Source organism: Modicisalibacter sp. MOD 31.J (genome assembly GCF_020147985.1).
Classification (GTDB): Bacteria; Pseudomonadota; Gammaproteobacteria; order Pseudomonadales; family Halomonadaceae; genus Modicisalibacter; species Modicisalibacter coralii.
The window spans coordinates 506,310-527,609 of sequence record NZ_JAGXFF010000003.1 but is presented as its reverse complement, the minus strand read 5'-3'; the positions used below and the strand labels follow the sequence as shown (position 1 = coordinate 527,609).

General features: G+C 62.6%; 16 protein-coding genes. All 16 read right to left on the bottom strand.

Annotation, left to right across the window (positions count from 1 at the left end):
- Nucleotides 1-46 precede the first annotated feature (46 nt).
- Nucleotides 47-1,255 (bottom strand): FAD-binding oxidoreductase, encoded by a 1,209-nt coding sequence (locus tag KGR00_RS12980; RefSeq protein WP_224418345.1) that lies wholly within the window; start codon nucleotides 1,253-1,255, stop codon nucleotides 47-49.
- Nucleotides 1,255-2,073, bottom strand: a complete 819-nt coding sequence (locus KGR00_RS12975; protein ID WP_224418346.1) for an NAD(P)-dependent oxidoreductase — start codon at nucleotides 2,071-2,073, stop codon at nucleotides 1,255-1,257. Before KGR00_RS12975 ends, KGR00_RS12980 begins: the two co-directional genes overlap by 1 nt.
- Nucleotides 2,074-2,085: 12 nt before the next feature.
- The gene (locus KGR00_RS12970; protein WP_224418347.1) at nucleotides 2,086-3,309 is read right to left on the bottom strand and encodes a pyridoxal phosphate-dependent aminotransferase; all 1,224 of its coding nucleotides are present in this window, start codon (nucleotides 3,307-3,309) and stop codon (nucleotides 2,086-2,088) included.
- Nucleotides 3,306-4,925, bottom strand: coding sequence for a hydantoinase B/oxoprolinase family protein (locus KGR00_RS12965; RefSeq protein WP_224418348.1), 1,620 nt, complete (start codon nucleotides 4,923-4,925; stop codon nucleotides 3,306-3,308). Before KGR00_RS12965 ends, KGR00_RS12970 begins: the two co-directional genes overlap by 4 nt.
- Before the next feature lie 3 nt (nucleotides 4,926-4,928).
- Nucleotides 4,929-7,007 (bottom strand): hydantoinase/oxoprolinase family protein, encoded by a 2,079-nt coding sequence (locus KGR00_RS12960; protein WP_224418349.1) that lies wholly within the window; start codon nucleotides 7,005-7,007, stop codon nucleotides 4,929-4,931.
- Complete coding sequence (locus KGR00_RS12955; protein ID WP_224418350.1) at nucleotides 7,004-8,683, bottom strand: thiamine pyrophosphate-dependent enzyme; 1,680 nt, start codon at nucleotides 8,681-8,683, stop codon at nucleotides 7,004-7,006. Before KGR00_RS12955 ends, KGR00_RS12960 begins: the two co-directional genes overlap by 4 nt.
- Nucleotides 8,684-8,969: 286 nt before the next feature.
- Complete coding sequence (locus KGR00_RS12950) at nucleotides 8,970-9,719, bottom strand: SDR family oxidoreductase (protein ID WP_224418351.1); 750 nt, start codon at nucleotides 9,717-9,719, stop codon at nucleotides 8,970-8,972.
- 12 nt (nucleotides 9,720-9,731) lie between these two features.
- Entirely contained in the window at nucleotides 9,732-10,436 is a 705-nt protein-coding gene (locus KGR00_RS12945) for an SDR family oxidoreductase (protein WP_224418352.1), read from the bottom strand.
- Nucleotides 10,437-10,553: 117 nt separating this feature from the next.
- The gene (nhaC, locus tag KGR00_RS12940; RefSeq protein WP_224418353.1) at nucleotides 10,554-12,107 is read right to left on the bottom strand and encodes a Na+/H+ antiporter NhaC; all 1,554 of its coding nucleotides are present in this window, start codon (nucleotides 12,105-12,107) and stop codon (nucleotides 10,554-10,556) included.
- Nucleotides 12,108-12,315: 208 nt separating this feature from the next.
- Nucleotides 12,316-13,755 carry an aldehyde dehydrogenase family protein gene (locus KGR00_RS12935; RefSeq protein WP_224418354.1) on the bottom strand — a complete coding sequence of 480 codons (1,440 nt, stop codon included), beginning with the start codon at nucleotides 13,753-13,755 and terminating at the stop codon, nucleotides 12,316-12,318.
- Nucleotides 13,756-13,915: 160 nt separating this feature from the next.
- Nucleotides 13,916-15,565, bottom strand: a complete 1,650-nt coding sequence (locus KGR00_RS12930) for an electron transfer flavoprotein-ubiquinone oxidoreductase (protein WP_224418355.1) — start codon at nucleotides 15,563-15,565, stop codon at nucleotides 13,916-13,918.
- A gap of 225 nt (nucleotides 15,566-15,790) precedes the next feature.
- Nucleotides 15,791-16,726 (bottom strand): FAD-binding protein, encoded by a 936-nt coding sequence (locus KGR00_RS12925; RefSeq protein WP_224418356.1) that lies wholly within the window; start codon nucleotides 16,724-16,726, stop codon nucleotides 15,791-15,793.
- Complete coding sequence (locus tag KGR00_RS12920) at nucleotides 16,726-17,484, bottom strand: electron transfer flavoprotein subunit beta/FixA family protein (protein ID WP_224418357.1); 759 nt, start codon at nucleotides 17,482-17,484, stop codon at nucleotides 16,726-16,728. The genes KGR00_RS12925 and KGR00_RS12920 overlap by 1 nt, the downstream gene beginning before the upstream one ends.
- 478 nt (nucleotides 17,485-17,962) lie before the next feature.
- The gene (locus KGR00_RS12915) at nucleotides 17,963-19,270 is read right to left on the bottom strand and encodes a TRAP transporter large permease subunit (RefSeq protein WP_224418358.1); all 1,308 of its coding nucleotides are present in this window, start codon (nucleotides 19,268-19,270) and stop codon (nucleotides 17,963-17,965) included.
- A 62-nt stretch (nucleotides 19,271-19,332) separates the two neighbouring features.
- Nucleotides 19,333-19,839: a TRAP transporter small permease gene (locus tag KGR00_RS12910; protein WP_224418359.1), complete on the bottom strand. Its 507-nt coding sequence runs from the start codon at nucleotides 19,837-19,839 to the stop codon at nucleotides 19,333-19,335.
- Between the two features lie 42 nt (nucleotides 19,840-19,881).
- Complete coding sequence (locus tag KGR00_RS12905) at nucleotides 19,882-20,949, bottom strand: TRAP transporter substrate-binding protein (RefSeq protein ID WP_224424442.1); 1,068 nt, start codon at nucleotides 20,947-20,949, stop codon at nucleotides 19,882-19,884.
- Between the last annotated feature and the right edge of the window lie 351 nt (nucleotides 20,950-21,300).

Here is a 21,300-nt window from a genome sequence, read left to right as displayed (position 1 = left end):
CATCGCAGGAAAGAGGCGCGCTCCCCGCCCGGGGAGCCTGGCACCATCAAATGACTGCCTTCTCAAGGAAGGGTCGATTTTCAATGATACGCTCATAACCTACTTCTGACAGGTCCAGGGACCGATATTCTCCATAAGTGATCAGTTCGGCGACGCCACGCCCGGTGGCCGGCGACTGCTGCAGACCGTGGCCTGAAAAACCGTTGGCAAAGACAAAATTCTTCACCTGCGGATGTCGGCCCACGACCAGGTTGTGATCCAGCGTATTGAAGTCATAGTGCCCCGCCCATTGATTGATGACCTTGATCGCCTCGAAAGCCTCGGAACGCTCCGCTAGTGTCGGCCAGATCACCTCCTCGAACTCGTCGTAGCGCGGATCGAAGTCGTCCCAGACCACCGCAGGATCCTCGATTGGTGGACAACCAGAGAGGAAATAGCGTCCTTCCGGACGACAGAAAACGCCCGTGGGATCGATCATCAGAGGGAGACGCCCCTGATTGACCCTGGCAGTACCCTCGGGCGTCTGCGCACAATCGAACACGAACAGGGTACGCTTGCGCGGTTCGACCGGAATATCGAGGCCGGCCATTCGTGCGGTCAAGGACGCACGGGTACCAGAGGCGTTGACCACAGTGCCGGCCTTGATCTCCCCCCCCTCCTTCAGCGTCACGCCGGTGATCCGATCGCCCTCGCGGGAGATACCGACCACTTCGTCCTTGACGTACTCGACGCCCAGCTCACGGGCCTTGGCCTTGAACCCGAACATCAAGCCGGTGTTGTTGAACCAGCCTTCATTGGAGCGACCGTAAGAGGCCATCTCGATATCGTCGACCCGCAGGTGCGGGAAGGCATTGGCAAGCTCGTCCCGGTTCCAGAGCACCACATCGGCCCCGCAGGCACGCTGCACCTCGTGGTTCTCTGTCAAGGTCTGGACCTGCTCCGGCGAGTGAGCCAGAAACAGGTAGCCGCCCTCATGGAAGTCCAGCTCCGGCTTGTCTCCCCCCGCCACCTGCATCGTGTTGGCGAAACCCTTGATGAACTCGATACCGAACTGGCTGATCTTGACGTTGATCGGGTTGGAGAACTGCGTACGAATGGCCGACGACGACAGGGAAGTACCCGCCGCTACGTAGGTCGGGTCACGCTCTACCACCAGTACCGAACCGTTGAAGTCGGGGTTCTGCGCCAGGAAATACGCCACGGAGGAACCAATGACCGCGCCCCCGACGATAATGACATCGTATTGATCCTTCATCACTTCATCTCCTCGTCGTTGGGGTGGCCCAGATTGACGAACCAACCGCCGATACAGCGGGTCGAGGGATCCCTGGGATCCGCTGGCTCGGTCTTGGCCTCGAGTGCCTCACGGTAGGGTTCGGCGCTGTCCTGCGGTACGTAACCAATGTGGCCGGCATTATCCATCTTGACCGGCTTGACCTTATTGTCGGACATGCCGACGGTGATGGTATGACCGAGGTGCGGCGCGGTCAGACAGGCGCTAACCAGGCGCACACAGTCTCCGAACGATAGCCACGACCACAGCATGCGGCGGTCTGCCGGCTCCGGGAACGACGAAAAGATACGGATACAGGCGCTTTCGATACCGAACTTGTCCCAGTACAGGCTGGAAAGTGACTCGACGAAATTCTTCGATACCCCATAGAGGCTGTCCGGACGCGGATTGGCGTCGCAGTCGATATGATCATCGATCTGGTGATAGCCGATCGCGTGGACCGAAGACGCGTAGACGACACGCTTGACGCCATGGCGACGCGCCGACTCGTAGATGTGGTACGAGCCACGAATATTGGAGTCGAGGATCTCGTTCCACGGCCGCTCCAGTGGCGCACCACCAAAGTGCACGATCGCATCGACACCCTCGACGGCCTTGTCCACAGCAGCCTCGTCGGCGAGGTCGAAGATCATCGCCTCTTCGTTATCCTGAAGATCGCCGATCTCGACACGGTCGGTTACACGCAGATGCTCGGCCAGTGGCGCCAGCCCCTTGCGCAGTTCGGTGCCGAGGCGGCCAGCAGCACCGGTAATCAGGATGCAGTTGAACTGTTTCGTCATTGTCTTGGCCTCCTAATATGAAATAGCGGGAACGCGTTCGAGTTTCTCAACGGCCGTGGCGATACGACGTATCGCCTCGTCCAGGATCCGCTCGGAGGTCGCCGTCGAGATGCGGAAGAATGGCGACAGACCGTAGGCAGCGCCAGGCACGGCAGCCACGTGCCCTTCGTCGAGCAGATAGCGCGCCACGGCCCCGTCGTTCTCGAGCACGTCGCCCTTGGACGTGCGCGCACCGATCAATGCCGCACAACCGATATAGGCGTAGAACGCCCCTTCCGGCGGATCGAGGGTGAGCCCGTCGATCGCCTTGATTCCCTCGACCACCCGATTGCGACGACGCTCGAATGCTTCGCGATAACGCGCGACCTCACCCTGCGGACCTTCCAACGCCGCTTGAGCCGCGATCTGCGCCACACTGCATACGGACGTGCAGGACTGGCTTTGAACGGTGGCCATGGCCTGGATCAACGCGCGTGGCCCTGCTGCGTACCCCACGCGCCAGCCGGTCATGGCGTAGGCCTTGGAAACCCCGTTGACGATCAGGCTGCGCTCACGCAGCGTCGGGCAGGCCTTGCCGAAGGAGACGAACTCGCGCCCGTCGAAGATGATGTGCTCGTAAATCTCGTCGGACAGCACCAGCACCTGTGGGTGCTTGGCCAGCACCTCGCCTAGCGCCTGCAACTCGGCGTGACTGTAGGTCGCCCCGGACGGATTACCCGGCAGGTTGAGAAACAACCACTTGGTATTGGGCGTGATCGACGCCTCGAGAAGCGCCGGGGTCAGCCGAAAGCCCGTTTCGGCGGGACACGCCGGCGTCACCGGCACCCCGCCGAAGAGTTTGACCATCTCCGGATAGGAGACGAAGTACGGCGCCGGCAGAATCGCTTCGTCACCCTCGTTCATCGTCGCCATCAAAGCGTTGAAGATGATCTGCTTGGCGCCGTTGGCCACGGCGATCTCGTCGATCGCGTACGTCAGACCGTTCTCGCGTTGGAACTTGGCCGCGACCGCCTTGCGCAGCGCCGGAGTTCCCAGCGAGGCGGTATAGAGCATGCGCTCGGCACTGGCCGCCTCAAAGGCGGCCCGGGTGATGTGGGCGGGCGCGGCGAAGTCCGGTTCGCCCAGCCCCAGGTCGATGACGTCGACCCTGGTGGCCGCCAGCGCCTTGGCCGCCTGGGATACGGCCATCGATGCCGAGGGTTTCACCACGGAGAGACGTTCGGCGATATAGCTCATGCCTTGTCCTCCGTGACATATCCCTTGATATGGTCCTCGGCGGCGGCTTGCGGATCGCGCTCACTCGGATCACCGAAGCCTCCGCCGCCGGGCAGATTCAGCACCAGCCTGCGCCCGCCCGGCACGTGCTGCCAGCCCTTGGGGCGCAGCCGGGTGCCGTCGTCCAGCGCCACGCTGCCCGGGGCCCCCGACACGCCGCCGTCCCGCCCCCGCGGGGCGGATGTGATGCGGTCGAACATGGCCGAGAAGTCGAACTCGTGCCCGTCGGCCGGCGCGATCTCGATGACCTGGCCCAGGCCGCCGCGATACTTGCCGGCCCCCCCGGAATCCGGGCGCAACTCCTTGCGCCAGACGATGATCGGGCCGGTATGCTCGGTAGCCTCGATCGGCATGGTGTGAACCCCGGACGGAAACGCCGTCGCCGAGAGACCGTCGAGTCGCGGGCGCGCGCCCATGCCGCCGGAGTTGAACATCAGCACTTCGGCGCGACGCCCTGCCTGGCCGCCGCTCGGGCGCGCGGAGATGTGCACGTTCCAGAGCGCCGCGGCGCCTTCGGCCAGTACCTGACCCGGCAGCGCCTTGGCCAGCGCGCCCAGCACCAGGTCCGGGATCATGTGGCCCAGCACGTGGCGCACGGAAACCGGCGCCGGGCGCTCAGCGTTGAGAATGTTGGTCGGCGACGAGACCTTGAACACCGCCAGCGACGCCGCATTGTTGGGGATATCCGGGGCTACCACGCACTTGAGCGCATAACAGGCGTACGCCTTGGTGTAGATCAACGGCACGTTGATGCCCCACGGGCTCATCGCCGCGGTGCCGGAGAAGTCCACGTTGACACAGCCTTCGCCGATACTCACCTCGGCCGCCAGCTTGATCGCCTCGTCGTAGCCGTCGGTGAGCATATCGTTGGACCAGGCGCCCCTGGGCAGATCGGCGATACGCGCCAGGATGGCCGCGTGGGTGCGCGACAGAATGAACTCGCCCAGGCTCTCGAGGTTGTCGAGGCCGACTTCGTCGAGCATCGCGATCAGGCGGTTATGGCCGACATCGTTACACGCCGCCAGCGAGTAGAAGTCGCCGATGACCTGGTTCGGTTCGCGCACGTTGAGGCGCAGGATCTTGAGCAGATCCTGATTGACCTCGCCGCGCTCGGCGAACTTCATGATCGGGAGCTGAATCCCCTCCTCGTAGACCGACTTGCCGTCGGCCCCGAAGCCGCGGCCCCCCACATCGACGACATGCGCGGTACAGGCGAAAAAGCCGATCAGCCTATCGCCCTTGAACGATGGCGACACCATGGTGATGTCGTGCAGATGGCCGGTGCCCTTCCACGGATCGTTGGTGACGTAAGTATCGCCCGGATACATCGCTTCATAGGAAATCTCGTCGATGAAGTTGCGTACCGCCTCGGCCATGGTATTGACGTGACCGGGCGTGCCGGTCACGGCCTGGGCCAGCATCTCGCCTCTGGCGTTGTAGACCCCGGCCGAGAGATCGCCCGCTTCCCGCACGGAGGTGGAAAACGCGGTGCGCAACAGCGTCATCGCCTGCTCTTCGACCACCGAAATCAGGCGGTTCCACATGACCTGCAGGCGGATTTCGTCAATCTGGTTCATGAATCACACTCCTTTCCGCACGAGAAGCAGGGTGCCATCGACCTGGACCACCGCATCGAACGGCGAGGTGACGACGGTGGCGGTTTCACGCTCGACGATGACCGCCGGGCCGCTGATACGCTCGCCGGCCGACAGGCTGTCGCGGGGGAAGATGCCGGTCTCCTGCTCACCGCCCAGCACCGGGTCGAACACCTGACGCGTGGCTGGCGCATCGATCACTCGGCCCGCTTCGCTCAACGGCTGGCCGCCGATCAGGGGACGCACGTCCTGGGCCTTGACCGAGAAGGTGACGAACTCGATCTGCGGGCCTTCGACCGCCCGTCCGAAGAACTGGGCATAGCGCTTTTTGAACGCCGCCTCGATCATCGCCTCGTCGGCGGCACTGAAATCGCGATCCGGCAGCGCCACCGGAATCTCCCAGCCCTGGCCGGCGTAACGCATGAATGCCGTGATCTCGCGCTGGATCTCGCCCTGCGTGCCTTCACGGACGAAACCTTCGGCGGTGGCCTTGAGTTCGTCCAACACGGCGTTGAGCACGGCGATGTCGACACCCGCGAGCGGCATGATCTGGGAAGCCACGGCTTCGTAGCCGAACGGTGCCCGCAGGAAACCAATCGCCGACCCGACCCCAGCCCCCTGGGGGATCAGGCAGCGATCGATGTTGAGCTTCTCGCACAGGCGTGCGGCGTGCAGCGGTGCCGCGCCGCCGAAGGCGATCATGGTGTTATCGGAGATGTGCTTGCCGTTCTCGACGGCATGCACGCGTGCCGCGTTGGCCATGTTTTCGTCGACGACATCGCAGATGCCGAACGCAGCGGCCTGCGGCTCGAGATCGAGCGCCTCGCCCACGTCGCGGGATATCGCCCGGGCCGCGGCCTGGGCGGAGAGCTTGATCTTGCCGCCGGCGAAGTTGTCGGGGTCGATCTTGCCAAGCAACAGGTCGGCATCGGTGATCGCCGGGCGTTCGCCGCCGCGAGCGTAGCAGGCCGGCCCCGGCTCGGACGCGGCGGACGCCGGCCCCACCTGGATGCGGTTCATGGCATCGACCCAGGCGAGAGAGCCGCCGCCCGCCCCGATCTCGATCATCTCGATCACCGGGATCGAGATCGGCATGCCGGAGCCCTTGCAGAAGCGATAGGTCCGCGCCACCTCGAAGGTGCGCGCCGTCTGCGGCTGGAAATCCTCGATCAGGCAGACCTTGGCGGTAGTGCCGCCCATGTCGTAGGAGACCACGCGGTCGAGCTCGAAACGGCGCGCGATGTCCGCGGCGAAGATCGCCCCGCCGGCCGGGCCGGACTCGATCAGCCGCACCGGGAACTCGGCCGCGGTCTCGACCGAGATCAGCCCGCCACCGGAGTGGATCATGAACACCGGACAGGCGGCGCCCATCTCCGCCAGCCGCACCTGCAGACGCGACAGGTAGGTGGCCATCTGCGGGCGTACGTAGGCGTTGGCGCAGACGGTGTTGAAGCGTTCGAACTCGCGCATCTGCGGCGAGACTTCCGCCGAGATCGAGATCGGCAGGTCGAGGTGGCGCTGCAGGATCTCACGCGCGCGCTTTTCGTGGGCGTCATTCATGTAAGCGTGAATGAAGCCGATCGCCACGGCACCGAATCCCCCGGACGCGAGGGTCTTGGCCAGTGCCTCGAGCGCCGCTTCATCGAGTGCCTGGAGCTCCTCACCCTGGGCGTCGATGCGCCCCTTGACCGTGAAACGGTCCTCACGCGGAATCAGTGGCGTCGGCAGCTTGAGGTCGAGATCGTACTGCTCGAAGCGGTTCTCGGTGCGCATCTCGATCACGTCACGGAAGCCTTCCGTGGTGATCAGTGCCGTGCGCGCACCGCGACGCTCGATCAGGGCGTTGGTGGCGAGCGTCGTGCCATGGATAATCATGTCGATCTGCGAGGCCGAGATGCCCGCATCTTGGGTCACGATCTCGATACCATCGAGAATCGCCTGCTCCGGTGCCGTGTAGTTGGTCAGCACCTTGATGGAGTGGAGCTTGCCGCGAACGTCGAGGGCGATATCGGTGAAGGTCCCGCCGATATCGGCCCCGAGACGGATGTCTTGACCGATAGTCATGAGTTTTCCTTGGCTGCGAGAGCTGCGTCGCGCATCTGACTCAGGGTCTGACGCGGAGTGAGCGCTTCGGGAGAAATGTTGAGCTCGAGCAGCGCACCGCTGTCAGACGCCAGAGCGCGCTCGAAGGCCGCGGGGAAGTTCTCGGTGGTCTCGACCCGTTCGGCGTGGAAGCCGTAGGCCTTGCCCAGGGTGACGAAGTCCGGGTTCTGCTCCATCGTGGTGCCGGAAACGCGGGCCGGGTAGTTGCGCTCCTGATGGGCGCGGATGGTGCCGTAGATGCCGTTGTTGAGGACCAGGATGATCGGCTGGGCGCCGGCCTGCATGGCGGTACCCAGTTCGGGGCAGTTCATCTGAAAATCGCCGTCGCCGGCGAAGCAGAGCACGGTGCGCTCCGGATGCACGACCTTGGCCGCGACGGCCGCCGGTACGCCATAGCCCATGGCGCCGGATTGCGGCCCCAGCAGGCGTGCCTTGGGCCCATACTGGAAGAATTTGCTCGGCCACACGGTGAAGTTGCCCGCCCCGTTGGTCAGGATCATGTCTTCGGGTAGCTTGTCGCGCAGGTAGGCACAGACCTTGCCCATGTCAACCGGCGACGGCAGGTCGGGCAGGTCGAATCCGGCCTCGTAGGCCGCGCGTCCTTCGGCACACCACTCGGTCCAGTCACCCTGGACCGGCTCGAGATTACCCAACGCTTCGGCGAAGGCGTTGGGGCCGGCCTGGATGCCCAGCGCCGGTCGGTAGACCTTGCCGATCTCGCGGTCGCTGCCGTGGACGTGAATCAAGCGCTGCTGCGGCTGGGGTACGTCGAACAGGGTATAGCCGTCGGTGGAGATTTCTCCGAAGCGATTGTTGATCGCCAGCACCACGTCGGCGTCACGCAACAGCGTCTTCACCGCCGCGGTCATGCCCACGCCCGCTTCGCCACAGAACACCGGCGAATGGTTATCGAACTGATCCTGGTAGCGGAACCCGGCCACCACGGGAATGTGGCAAGCCTCGGCAAAACGCTGGATCGGGACCGTACCCTCGCCCTGCCAGTTGGCGCCGCCGTAGAGGATCACCGGGCGCTTGGCCTGGGAAAGCATCTCGCGCATACGGTCCATTGCCGCCGGGCTCGGCAGCGGCTCGCTCACCTCGGCCGGCCCGCTCAACGGCTGGGCCTCACTGAGCGAAGTCAACATATCCTCGGGCAGCGCGATCACCACAGGGCCGGGGCGGCCGGTGGTGGCCGTGGTCCAGGCGCGGGACAGGATCTCGGGCATGCGATCGACGTCGTCGATCTCGACCGCCCACTTGGCCAGGGTGCCAAAGACGGCACGGTAGTCGACTTCCTGGAACGCTTCACGCCCTTGCATGCCGGTGCCGACCTGTCCGACGAAGAGCAGCATCGGCACGCTATCCTGCATCGCGGTGTGCACACCGATCGAGGCATTAGTGGCGCCCGGGCCCCGGGTCACGAAGCAGAGCCCCGGCTGACGGGTCAGCTTGCCGTAGGCTGCCGCCATGAACGCCGCACCGCCTTCGTTACGGCACAGCACGTAGTCCAGGCGTCCTTGGGTATCATGCAAGGCATCCAATACGGCGAGATAGCTTTCTCCCGGGACACCGAAGCTTTTTGAGGCTCCCAATGCCAGCAAGCTCTCGACGAGCAGCTGTCCTCCGTTGCGCTTCATCGCTATTGTCCTTTGTCTTTCATCACAGAAGTCACGCTGACCATCACCGCAATGACGGATTGCCGCAGACGACGACTCAACGACCTAACTTGTTCGGATCATGCGCTCCCACGGGACGCCCTTAAAATCAAGAAAAGGCATCTATAGACAACTTTTACTTGTCGTTATCGATCTATGACGCCTTCTGAAACCCCATTTATCGGGGCTCGATACAAGAGCTCATGCTTGCCAATCGACAAGCATGAGTTTGTGTGCTGAAAAAACAGAGCGTTGCGGTCTCAGCGGCTCATGCGTAGACGTAACCGCCGGAAACGATAATGTTCTCCCCTGTCATGTACGTATTCTTAGGCCCCCCTGCCATGAGCACCCACTCGGCCATCTCGCGGGGTTCACCACCACGGCCCAGCGGGCTCGCCTTGGCCAGTTCGTCGAGGAACCCGAGTTCCCGTGCCTGGGGGGTAGCCATGCCCGCCGGAGCCACCGAGTTCACCAGAATGCCCTCCGGCGCCACCTCGTGGGCGAAGCTGCGGGTCAGGCTGACCACGGCGGCTTTGGTTGCCGCGTAATGCGCATTCTGGGGGTGTGCCTTGAAGGCATCCACCGACGTGATGTTGACGATCCGGCCGCGTACCACACCGGAAGGCGACTGCTCGCGCATATGTCGCACGGCGGCCACCATCATGTGGTACGTCCCTTTAACGTTGACGCCGTTGGAGGCGTCCCAGTCGGCATCAGTGATCTCGAGCAGCGGCTTGCGCGGAAAGATCGCGGCCGAGTTGACCAGCGTGTCGACCCGGCCGAGGGAAGAGGCGACCTTCGCAAATGCTGTGTGAGCCGCCTCACCGCTGCGAATATCGCAAGCGGCGAACGCCGTGGGCAGCCCCCTCTCCCTGGCTGGCGCGAGTGCCGCCTGAGCCGCCTCCGGGTTGAGATCGATGATGCCGATGGCCGCAGCCCCCGCCTCTACCGCCATTTCCACAGTCAGCGCGCCGAGCCCGGCGCCGCCACCGACGACGACGATGGATAAATTCTGCATGGTTGCCTCCTCCTAGCGGGGCGATGACACCGACCGGGTCGGTACAATATCGAAACGCGATACGTCTACTGCCTCAGGCAGCCCGAGCACGGCGACGATCATCTCGGCGACGTCCCCGGGCTGTACCGCGCTCTTGTCGGCGTACATCTGTGAGCGCTTTTCCTCGGAGAGAATCTCGCGATAAAGGTTGGTCTCCACCCGCCCGGCGACGATCTCGGTGACGCGGACGCCATGAGTGGAGAGGTCCAGACGAAGCGCCTGGGCAAAGCCACCGATCGCGGCCTTGGTGGCGCAATAGATCGCCATGTTGGCGACCGCCACATGACCGGCCGTCGAGCCGGTGAAGAAGACGTGGCCACGGCCACGCTTGCACATTTCGCCGACGACCAGCCGCGTCAGCGCGACCTGAGCCGAGAAATTGACCGCGATGGCAGTGTCGATATCGGCCTGGTCGGCCTCCTGAAAGGCGCCCAAGGGCGGCATCACACCGGCATTGTTGACCAGGACGTCGAGCTCCTCTCCCTGCAGGGCCGTGCGCAGGGCCTCACGATCGGTGAGCTCGGCCGGCACCGGCACGATATTCGGGTCAATCGATAAAGACTCGAACGCGTCGGCATTTCGCCCCATCGCCAGGACTCGGTAGTCCTCATGGGCCAGCCGTGTCGCGATGGCACGTCCCACGCCACTAGTGGCACCCGTGACCAAAGCTGTTCTCATTATTTAACTCCTTGAGCAATAAACACTCTTTAGGAACCCATCTAACTGCAACGAACCGGACCGGCATGAGCCGGTCCGGATTGCTGGTTGCCAAATACCCCAGGGTTTGGGTCAGCCTCAATCAGCGACCTGCGAAGGCTTGGGCTTGGACTTGCGTCTCCCCCAAGAACCGACCTGGCTGTGAATGAAGCGCTTCAGGGAATGATCGACCTCGCCCATTTTCCACACGCCCTCGACCAGGATGGGGTCGTTGTTGCGTTCCCAACGCTTGGCGTCTTCCGGCGTCGCCTTGGGCACGAACCATCCGGTCCACCCCCAGATCAGGTCGAATACCGGACTCAGCCAGCAGGCGATGGCGAACGGGGCGTAGATAATGGTCTGCACACCGGTAACGCCAGCGATGAAGACCCCTGCGGAGGTCCAGGGAAACAGTGGCGCACAGAGCGTTCCGGTGTCCTCGGCGATACGCGAGACGTTGGCGGTTGAGAGGCCCAGGCCACGGAAGGCGGGCGAGAAGGTCTGGCCGGTGATGGTGTAGGCGACCCACTGGTCGCTGATGCCGGTGATGCCGAGCGAGGTCAGCAGCGTGCCGGTGACCAGCTTGCCGCGAGAACGCAGCTTGGACACCACGGTGGTCACGATCCTCTCGATGCTGCCGATCTTGAGCAGCAGACCGCCGAACATCAGCGCGATAATCATGAGCGAGATGATGTACATCATCGACATCAGGCCGCCCTTGCTCAGCAGAGTATCGAGATAGTCCGCCCCGGTGTTGATGTGGTAACCGTTCATCATCACGTCGAGAAGCGTACCGATGGACACTCCCTGCGCGAAGAGTGCAACAAGCCCACCAACAATGACGCCAGAAAACATGCCCGGCAATGCAGGGACCTTCTTGAAGCACATGACCCCCGTGATGAGCGGCGGCAAGAGCAGGAACCAATTGAGGTTGAAGACACCGCCGAGTGCGTCCTTGATATCGGTTACGCGCTGCAAGGTGGCCTGACCGTCGACCGCTCCGTAGCCAAGGTAGGTATAGACGATGAGTGCAATCAGCATCGCCGGCACCGTCGACGGCAACATGTTGCGGATGTGCGTCCACAAATCGGTGCCGACCATTACCGGGACGGCATTGGTGGTTTCGGACAGCGGCGATATCTTGTCGCCGAAGAATGCGCCGGAGATGACGGCGCCCGCCGTGTAGGCAGTCGGTACACCAAGCACCTCACCGATACTGATCAGCGCCAGGCCGATGGTGCCAGTTGTCCCCCAGGAAGTGCCGGTCAGCAGGGACGTGAAGGAGCAGATTACACAGGCGATCGGCAGGAAGAACTGTGGCGAGATAAGGTCGACACCCAGATTGATCAGCAGCGGCACGGTACCGGCGACAATCCAGGTACTGATCAGCATGCCGATCGTCATCAGGATGCCGATGACGGGTATAGCCGGCTTGAGCGCCTGAATCATGCCCTCCTCGACCTCATCCCAGGACATGCCCAGCCCCAGGCCGATGATCGAACAGATAGCGACGCCAATGATCAGTGGCACGTGCGGGTCGCCGCCGAAGACGAAGATGTTGACGATCAATAGTGCTAGTGTCAGCACGATCGGTAGGATCGCCATTAATAGCGATATTTTCTTTTTTCCAGCTACCGGAACTTCGGTACTCATATCGAATCTCACACTGTTGTTGTTGAAGTAATGTCGCAGTTAACGACGGGCTTGAGCGAAGTCATCCCCTCACTGACTCATCCCTGATAAAACGTCCTATCCGTTAGTCGTCATCCAGAGTTACCGTACTGCCGCTTCCGCCATTCCTTGGCGCAGATGGCTGCCGGCTCCGGTACCGAAAATCGCTTCCGGTTGGCGTCATGCACGTTCAGAAATCGCCGGCAAAGGTGTAAGCCGTCTTGACCGTCGTATAGAAGTCCATGGCAATGGAGCCCTGTTCACGGCCTCCCAGGCTGGATGCCTTACGCCCGCCAAACGGTACGTGGTAATCGACCCCCGCCGTCGGCAGGTTGACCATGACCATGCCCGCCTGCGCCAGCCGCTTGAATGCCGTAGCGTGTTTCAGCGACTGCGTACAAATGCCAGCAGAAAGCCCAAATGGCGTGTCGTTGGCGACAGCCACTGCCTCTTCGAAATCCGCCACCCTGATCACTGAGGCACAGGGCCCGAAAATCTCATCTCGGGCGGTGGACATCCGGTTGCTGGCATTGAGAAACAACGCCGGCACCTGGAAGTAGCCATCGCGATCGAGGCGTTCGCCCCCCTTCACGTCACACCCCTCCTGGGTGGCACGACTGACGGCGGCCAGATTGCTGGACAACTGGCGCTCGGAAGCGACCGGACCGAGCTGGGTATCGGCGTCGAGCGGGTCGCCGAGAGCCAGGGCGCTGCGGGCGGCATCCAGACGCTCGACGAAGGCATCGTGAATACCAGCGGTGACGATCAACCGCGACGACGCGGTGCAGCGCTGACCGGTCGAGAAGAAAGCACCGTTGAGACAAGCCTGCACGGCGACCTCGAGATCGGCGTCGTCAAGCACCACCATGGGGTTCTTGCCGCCCATCTCGAGCTGCACCTTTTTCATCCGGTGCGCACACTCCACGGCGATGGAGCGACCGACACCCTCGGAACCGGTAAAGGAAATCGCGGCCACATCGGGATGTTCGGTCAGCGCCGCGCCGACCTGGGAGCCAGAGCCCATCACCAGGTTGAAGACGCCCGCAGGGCAGCCCGCCTCGTGCAGGATCCTAGCCATCTCGTAGGCACAGCCCGGCGTCAACTCTGCGGGCTTGAGTATCACCACGTTGCCGGCAGCCAGGGCAGGAGCCGCCTTCCACGCAGGAATGGCAATGGGGAAGTTCCACGGGGTAACGAGGCCCACGACGCCCACTGGCTCACGGGTGATCTCGACATCACAGCCGGGCCGGGTCGAGGGGATCTTCTGCCCGCCCAGGCGTACCGCCTCGCCGGCGAAGAACTTGAAGCTGTGCCCGGCGCGAGTCACCTCGCCGCGTGCTTCCGCCAGCGGCTTGCCTTCTTCACGTGCCAACAGACGGGCCAGTTCGTCACCCCGCGCCAGGATTCGGTCACCGGCGCGGTCGAGCACATCGGCACGAACCTGTGGTGACGCCGCGGCCCAGGCCGGCTGCGCGGCCTTGGCGGCCTCGACTGCCTCGTGGGCCTCTTCGCGTCCGCCACGGGCGTAGAGCCCGACCAATTCACTGGGGCGCGATGGGTTGCGGTTTTCAATGACGTCCTTGCCCTGACGCCAGGCACCGCCAATCAAGTTGCCGTGGGAATCGCCCATGATTGACTCCTGAAAATACGGTGGCTCTGAAACCAGACTGCCAAAACCCTCCGGGCCCAACAGCCAAGAAGTCGTGTCCGATTCACAAGAAAAACTTTGCGGTGGCCCAAAGGCATGAAGCCGTAAGCCTTTTCCGATGACGCCCTATGCCACTCGTCGTTCACAGGTTCGGATAGTTCGGTCCATCCCCGCCTTGCGGGACTGTCCAGGTGATGTTCTGCAATGGGTCCTTGATGTCGCAGGTCTTGCAATGCACACAATTGGCAAAATTGACCTGCAAACGTCGGGATTCCCCTTCCCCGACGAACTCGTAAACGCCGGCTGGACAGTAGCGCTGCGATGGCCCCGCATATTCCGGCCAGTTCACCGACACTGGCACCTCAACGTCGGCCAGTTTGAGATGGCAGGGCTGACGTTCTGCGTGGCTGGTCATGGCAAAGCTGACATTGGTCAAGCGGTCGAATGAGAGCTTGCCATCGGGTTTTGGGTACTCGATCAGCGCGTAGTCTGCTGCCTTGCCGGTCGACTTGGCATCGCTGATGCCATGCTTGAGCAACCCGAAAGGCGAACGCTTGAATAGCTGCTGGCTCCACATGTCCACACCGCCCAGCACCAACCCGCCCTTGAGGCCATACTTCGACCACAGCGGCTTGACGTTACAGACACGCTTCAAGTCATCGGCGATGGGGCCGGTACGCAGCTCAGTTTCGTAGGCTTCCAGGGTGTCGCCGCTACGGGACGCCTGCAGGGCCTTATGTGCCGCCTCTGCCGCAGCCATGCCGGAAAGCATTGCATTGTGGTTGCCCTTGATGCGCGGCACGTTGACCAATCCCACCGAACATCCAAGCAGGGCGCCGCCCGGAAAGGCCGCCCTGGGCATCGACTGCCAGCCCCCCTCGGAGATTGCGCGGGCACCGTAGGCAATGCGCTGGCCGCCCTCCAGCAACTCCGCCACCATTGGATGATGCTTGAAACGCTGGAACTCCATGTAGGGATAGAGGTGCGGGTTCTTGTAGTTCAGGTGAACCACGAAACCGAGGAAGACCTGATGGTTCTCGCCGTGGTAGAGAAAGGCCCCACCACCGGCGTTGCCCTCCAGCGGCCACCCCATGCCGTGCACTACGGTGCCTTCGCGATGCTTGGCCGGATCGATGTCCCAGACCTCTTTCATGCCCAGGCCGAACTTCTGCACGTCGCGGCCGGCGGAGAGATCGTAGCGAGCGATCACTTCCTTGGAGAGCGAGCCGCGAACGCCCTCGCCGAGGAACACATACTTGGCATGCAGTTCCATGCCCGGCTCGTAGGCGGGCCCCGGTGTACCGTCGGACTGGCGACCGAACTCGCCGGCGACGACGCCCTTGACCTCACCACGCTCGCCATAGACCAGCTCGGAACAGGCCATGCCTGGGAACACCTCGACACCCAGCTCTTCGGCCTGCTCGGCCAGCCAGCGGCACACATTGCCCATCGAAACGATGTAGTTGCCGTGGTTGTTCATCAGCGGCGGCATCGCCCAATTGGGCAGGCGTGTCTGGCCAGTTTCGCTGAGCAGGTAGAAGTGATCCTCCGTGACCTCCGTGCTGACGGGAGCACCGCGCTCCCGCCAGTCCGGCAGCAGCGCATCGAGCCCAACGGGGTCGAGTACCGCACCGGAAAGGATGTGTGCCCCGACCTCGGAGCCCTTCTCCAGCACCATGACGTTGAGCTCGGCGTCCAGCTGCTTCAGCCGGATCGCCGCGGCCAGACCCGCCGGGCCGGCGCCGACGATGAGAACATCGCACTCCATCGACTCGCGTTGCGGCTCATTCATGATCTTCACCTCGATCAGCACTCGCCCCGGAAGACGCGGGCCGGCGCTCGGCCACCGCGACACACTCTCGGCCCGACGGGGTTAGAGAGATATCGGTGGATTCCGAACGCCGCTCCGCGACGTCACGATGGAGATCGACACAGGGCCAGCGAAAAATTTCGAAAAGCGAGGATAGGCTGGTCGTGATCACGACCAGCCCGTCGCACACAGCAAGCCGTTCAGGGCTTATCCCAGCTTGGCCGCCAGTTCGGGTACGACGTCGAACAGATCGCCGACAAGGCCATAGTCGGCGACCTGGAAGATCGGCGCCTCTTCGTCTTTGTTGATGGCGACGATGATCTTGCTGTCCTTCATCCCCGCCAGGTGCTGGATCGCCCCGGAGATACCGCAGGCGATATAGAGCTCCGGCGCCACCACCTTGCCGGTCTGCCCCACCTGCCAGTCGTTGGGAGCGAAGCCTGCATCCACGGCGGCGCGGGAGGCACCGACGGCGGCCCCCAGCTTGCCGGCCAGTTCGTCGAGCACCGCGAAGTTTTCCCTGGAGCCGACCCCGCGCCCGCCGGAGACCACCACGCGTGCGGACGTCAGATCGGGACGGTCACTCTTGTCGACCTGATCCTCGACCCAGCGGCTAAGGCCCCGGTCTTCTCCCGCGGCCGAGCGGCTCTCGACCGCCGCTTCGGCACCATTGGCCGCGGCCTCGAACGCCGTGGTGCGAACGCTGATGACCTTGATATCGTCGATGGACTGCACCGTCTGCAGGGCATTACCGGCATAGACCGGGCGCACGAAGGTATCGGCGCAGACCACGTCAGTGATATCGGAGACCACCATCACATCGAGCAGCGCCGCTACGCGGGGCAGCACGTTCTTGCCAGCCGTCGTCGCCGGCGCGACCACATGAGAAACACCGTCTGCCATGGCCACGAGCAGTTCGCTCAGCGGCTCGGCCAGCCCATGGGCGTAACGGGCATCATCGACCTGAACGACGCGGGCAACACCTTCGAGGCGTGCCGCCTGCTCCGTCGCCTCTGCCACGTTCTCGCCGGCCACCAGCACGGTAACATCGTCTCCCATCCGACTCGCGGCCGTCACCGCGCGCGCTGTCGCGTCTTTATGCAGCTCGCCGTTGACGATTTCGGCAACCAGTAGAACCGTCATTACACCACCCCCACGCCTTTCAGCTTCTGCACCAGCTCATCGACTGAGGCCATCTTCTCACCCCCAGCACGCTCGCTCGGCTCGCGCGTCTCGATGACACGCAGCCGGGGACTGACCTCAATACCGTAATCGGCAGCCGTCTTTTCCTCGATGGGCTTTTTCTTCGCTTTCATGATATTTGGCAACGATGCATAGCGAGGCTCATTGAGGCGCAGATCGGTCGTCACGATCGTGGGTAGAGGCACGGAGATGGTCTGCAGGCCGCCATCGACCTCACGGGTTACTTCGGCAACCCCCTCCGTCACGGAAACCCGGGAAGCGAATGTTGCCTGTCCCCAGCCCAATATGGCGGCCAGCATCTGGCCGGTCGCATTCATGTCGTTATCTATCGCCTGCTTACCGGCGATGATCATCTGCGGCTTTTCTTCCTCGGCGACCCTGGCCAGGATCTTGGCCACCGTCAGCGGCTCAAGATCCTGTTCCGGGTCTTGGGAAGTCTCTACGAGCACTGCACGATCAGCCCCCATTGCCAACGCCGTGCGCAACGTTTCCTGAGACGCTTTCACACCGATGGAGACCGCCACGATCTCTTCGACGACCCCCTGCTCTTTCAACCGAACAGCTTCTTCAACGGCAATCTCATCGAAGGGATTCATCGCCATCTTGGTATTGGCGAGATCGACCCCGGAGCCGTCTGCTTTCACTTTCACCTTGACGTTATAATCAATCACACGTTTAACAGGAACCATTACCTTCATTGTTGTTAACCTCCCTGATAGAGCGCCCAACATCTGATCGATGCTAGACACTAGCCCTGTCGGCCTCTAACAAGTTTCCTGCGCGAACAAAAAGTATTGCTTGCCTAAGTGATGCCCCGATATCTAGTAGGCTTGCTACCTAAAGCCCAGTGGACGGCTGCAACGTGAAACTCCCAAGACCATGCGCTAACCAGGAGCTCGCATGTCACGAGAAGCCTCACGGTATGGCGACCAGCGCCGAATTCGTGGGTGGCCTTTGGGCGTTGCAGTAACGGGAAGCGACATAAGTCCGGTTTTCCCACTGAGAGATGACAAGCCTCTCAACGGCAGCTAATAATCATAACCGCAAGACTCGACGCCCTGTCCCGGGTCGACCAGCGCTATCTGACGTTTCTCGACGCCCAAGTAGGTAGCGGCATAGCGATGCGTGCCTATCCGAGCAAGTAGGCACGCGCGCTCTACAGCCCTGACTCAAATATCAGCGACCGTGGCTCATTGAAGGCAGCCATGTAACGATGCCCGGGAACAGAGCGATGATGAACGCCACCAGGCACAGCAGCAGGAAGAAGGGAATGGCCGCACGCGTCACCTGCCAGATGTCGCGACCGGTGATCGACTGCAGCACGAACAGATTGAAGCCAACCGGCGGGGTGATCTGCGCCATCTCGATGATGATCACCACATAGATGCCGAACCACAGAAGATCGATGCCGGCGTTCTGTAGCATTGGCAGGACCACCGCGCTGCTGAGCACCAGGATCGAGACGCCCTCCAGGAAGCAGCCCAGTACGATGAAGATCAGCGTCAGCACCAGTAGCAACCACCCCGGCGAGAGCTGCCACTGCTCGACCAGCGAAGCCAGATACTGCGGGATGCCGATAAAGGCGACCGCGGTGGAGAGCACGGCGGCCGTGACGATGATGAAGGCGATCATGCAGGAGATCCGCATGGCGGCCATCAGACTCTCGCAAAAGCTCGCCCAGCTCAGCGCGCGTGTACAGGCTGCGATCAGCAACGCGCCGAGGATACCGAATGTGGCCGATTCGGTCGGTGTGGCAATACCGGAGTAGATCGAGCCGATGACGGCGGCGATCAGCGCCACGATGGGAAACAGGCGCGACGAGCGGCGCAGCTTCTCGCCCAGCGTCAAACGAGGGTCCTTGGGTGGCATGCGGTCACGATGGAGCAGCGACCAGATCATGACGTACCCCATGAACAAGGCGACCAGCAGCAAACCCGGCAGCAGGCCGGCCACGAACAAGCGGGCGACCGATTGCTGGGAGAGCACGCCATAGACGATGAGAACCACCGAGGGTGGGATGATCAGGCCCAGGGTGCCGGACCCGGCCAAGGTGCCGATCATGGCACTTTCGCTGTAACCGCGCTTCTGCAGCTCCGGCAGACTCATGCGGCCAACGGTGGTGGCGGTGACCGCCGAGGAACCAGCCACCGCCGCCATGATCCCGCAGCCCAGCACGTTGACGTGCAGCAGGCGCCCGGGGAGCCACTCCACCCAGGGGCCGAGCCCGTTGAACATATCCTGGGACAGGCGAGTCCGGAACAGGATCTCTCCCATCCAGATGAACAGCGGCAGTGCCGTCAGCGGCCACTGCCAGCTTGCCTCCCACAAGGCAGAGGCGGCGAGGTTGGCCACCGGCACCTGAGTGAACAGTGCCATGGCACCGCCGGCGACCGCCGCCAGCGCGATGGCGACCCAGACGCCGGCCCCGAGCAGGGCCAGGAGTCCGCCGACAATGGCAAGCAAGGCGATGAGTGTCTGATCCATACTGCTCTTCCACGTAGTGACTCGGTAGCGACGGGGTAGCGACTGGAGGAGCGAGACGAGACTTACTCGAGCGCGCCCTGATCATTGGCGATATAGCTGGCCGTGGCGCCGCGAAGGTGCTGCCAGGCATCGTCGAGCAGGGCAACCGCCATGATCGCCAATCCCAGCGTCATCCCGGTTTGGGGGATCCACAGCGGCGCGGCAATGAGCCCCGGGCTGATGTCACAGAAATCGTAGGTCTGGCGCGTGTATAGTGCGGCGCACCAGCACAGCCAACCGACCACGCCAGCGGCGATCAGACAGACCACGAGTTCGACGATCCGGCGAGCTCGCTCACCCAACGCCTGAACGAGAAGCCCGACGCGAACGTGGGTGCCATGACGCAGTGCGTTGGCGAGTCCCAGGAAGGTAGAGGCCGCCAGACAGAAGCCCGAGAACTCGGTGGCATCGACAACGAAGCCCAGGGCACGCCCCCCTATCTGAACCAGAATCGACACGCCGATCAGCGCCAGAAAGAGGGCGGCGAACACCCCGCTCGCCAGGTAGAGGCCATTCAATAGTGCACGCATCGCACGCTCCCGTGAGGAGTGCCAGCGCTCATGGTAGTGCGCTCAATCCGCCTTACCGTGCGCGTCCCCGGCATCCCGCACTTTCAGGTATTCATCGAGCACGGCGTTCTCTTCCGGCGAGGCGGATCGACGCCATTCCGCGATCATCTCGTCGCCGATCTTGGCGATCGCTGCCTGGATATCATCGCTGGCTTGGCTGACCTCGACACCATGCGAAGAGACGATCTCCTCATTGTTCCGGGAGGCTTCCTTGCTCATCTCCCAGCCACGCGTCGTCGCGTGCTTTCCCGCCTCGATGACGATCTTCCGGAGGTCATCGTCCAGCGACTTCAAGGCCCGACGGTTGACGATGATCGCGTTCTTGGTGTGGGTGGTCCCGGTATAGGTGTAATACCTTGCATAGTCCCATATCTGGACATCGATACCGGTCTGCAGACTGGTGAACAGCGAATCGATCATCCCCGTGGAGTAGGCCTGGGCGATTTCCGAGAACGGCAGAATGGTCGCCTTGAAGCCCAGCTTCTCCGCCAGTTCCTGCGTCGGCTGGGAGTAGACGCGAATCTTCCTTCCCTGCATGTCATCAACGGAGTTCAGCGGCGTCTGGGTGAAAAACCCCTGGCCCGGCCAAGCGACATAGGCGAGCGGCTCGATGTTCTGACGTTCGAACAGCTTCTTCAAGTAAGGTGCCTGGACTTCCATCAATTGACGGGCCTGCTCGTAGGTCCCCGCCACGCCCGGCGTATTGTCGAGGATATACATCGGGTCCTCGTTGCCGTAAACGCTGATACGCACCTCGCCAGCCTGCACCTGGCCAGCCTGCACGGCACGCTTGATGTTGTCGTGCTTGATCAGCGTGCCATTGGTACGCAGGTCGATGGTCAGCTCACCCTGGCTTTTCTGTTCGATCTCGTCGACGAACTGCTGGATGTTCTGGGTGAAGAAACTGTCGTCGGGGTAACCGGTCGCCATGATCCAGTGCGTCGAGGCCTGCACCGTGGCAGACATGGCCAGCATGCCGGTCGAGAGGCCGAGCAGCGTCTTGCGGAGGAGAGACATTGTTAACTCCTTGGAGTGTCGGGGGCTGGGGCACGACAGATCCTCATCCGGCAACCTCTGTTTGTCCGGGCGCCGGTGGCAGCAAGACGAGCGCAGGGATGCTCACCAGACGACCATTCGATGGGCGTCTCAGGGCTTGGCAGAGTGGCACCCGCTTCATGTCGAGCGCTGAACCGTGAGGATAGCCTCATTACTGTCGCTCCAGGACCTGTTGTATTTATGAGGTCAGGCAGTCAGCTCCCATGATTCGCATCGCCGGGACGATCTCACAACAAAGATTTGCTTTTTATAGACAAGCGGAGATTGTTTTATCCGAAGCTAACAGTAGCTGGAACCTGGTCAGACGAGCGCCAGCCCGCGCTACAGACTCGCCGATTTATCAGTCGATCCGACAACGGTGTCTTG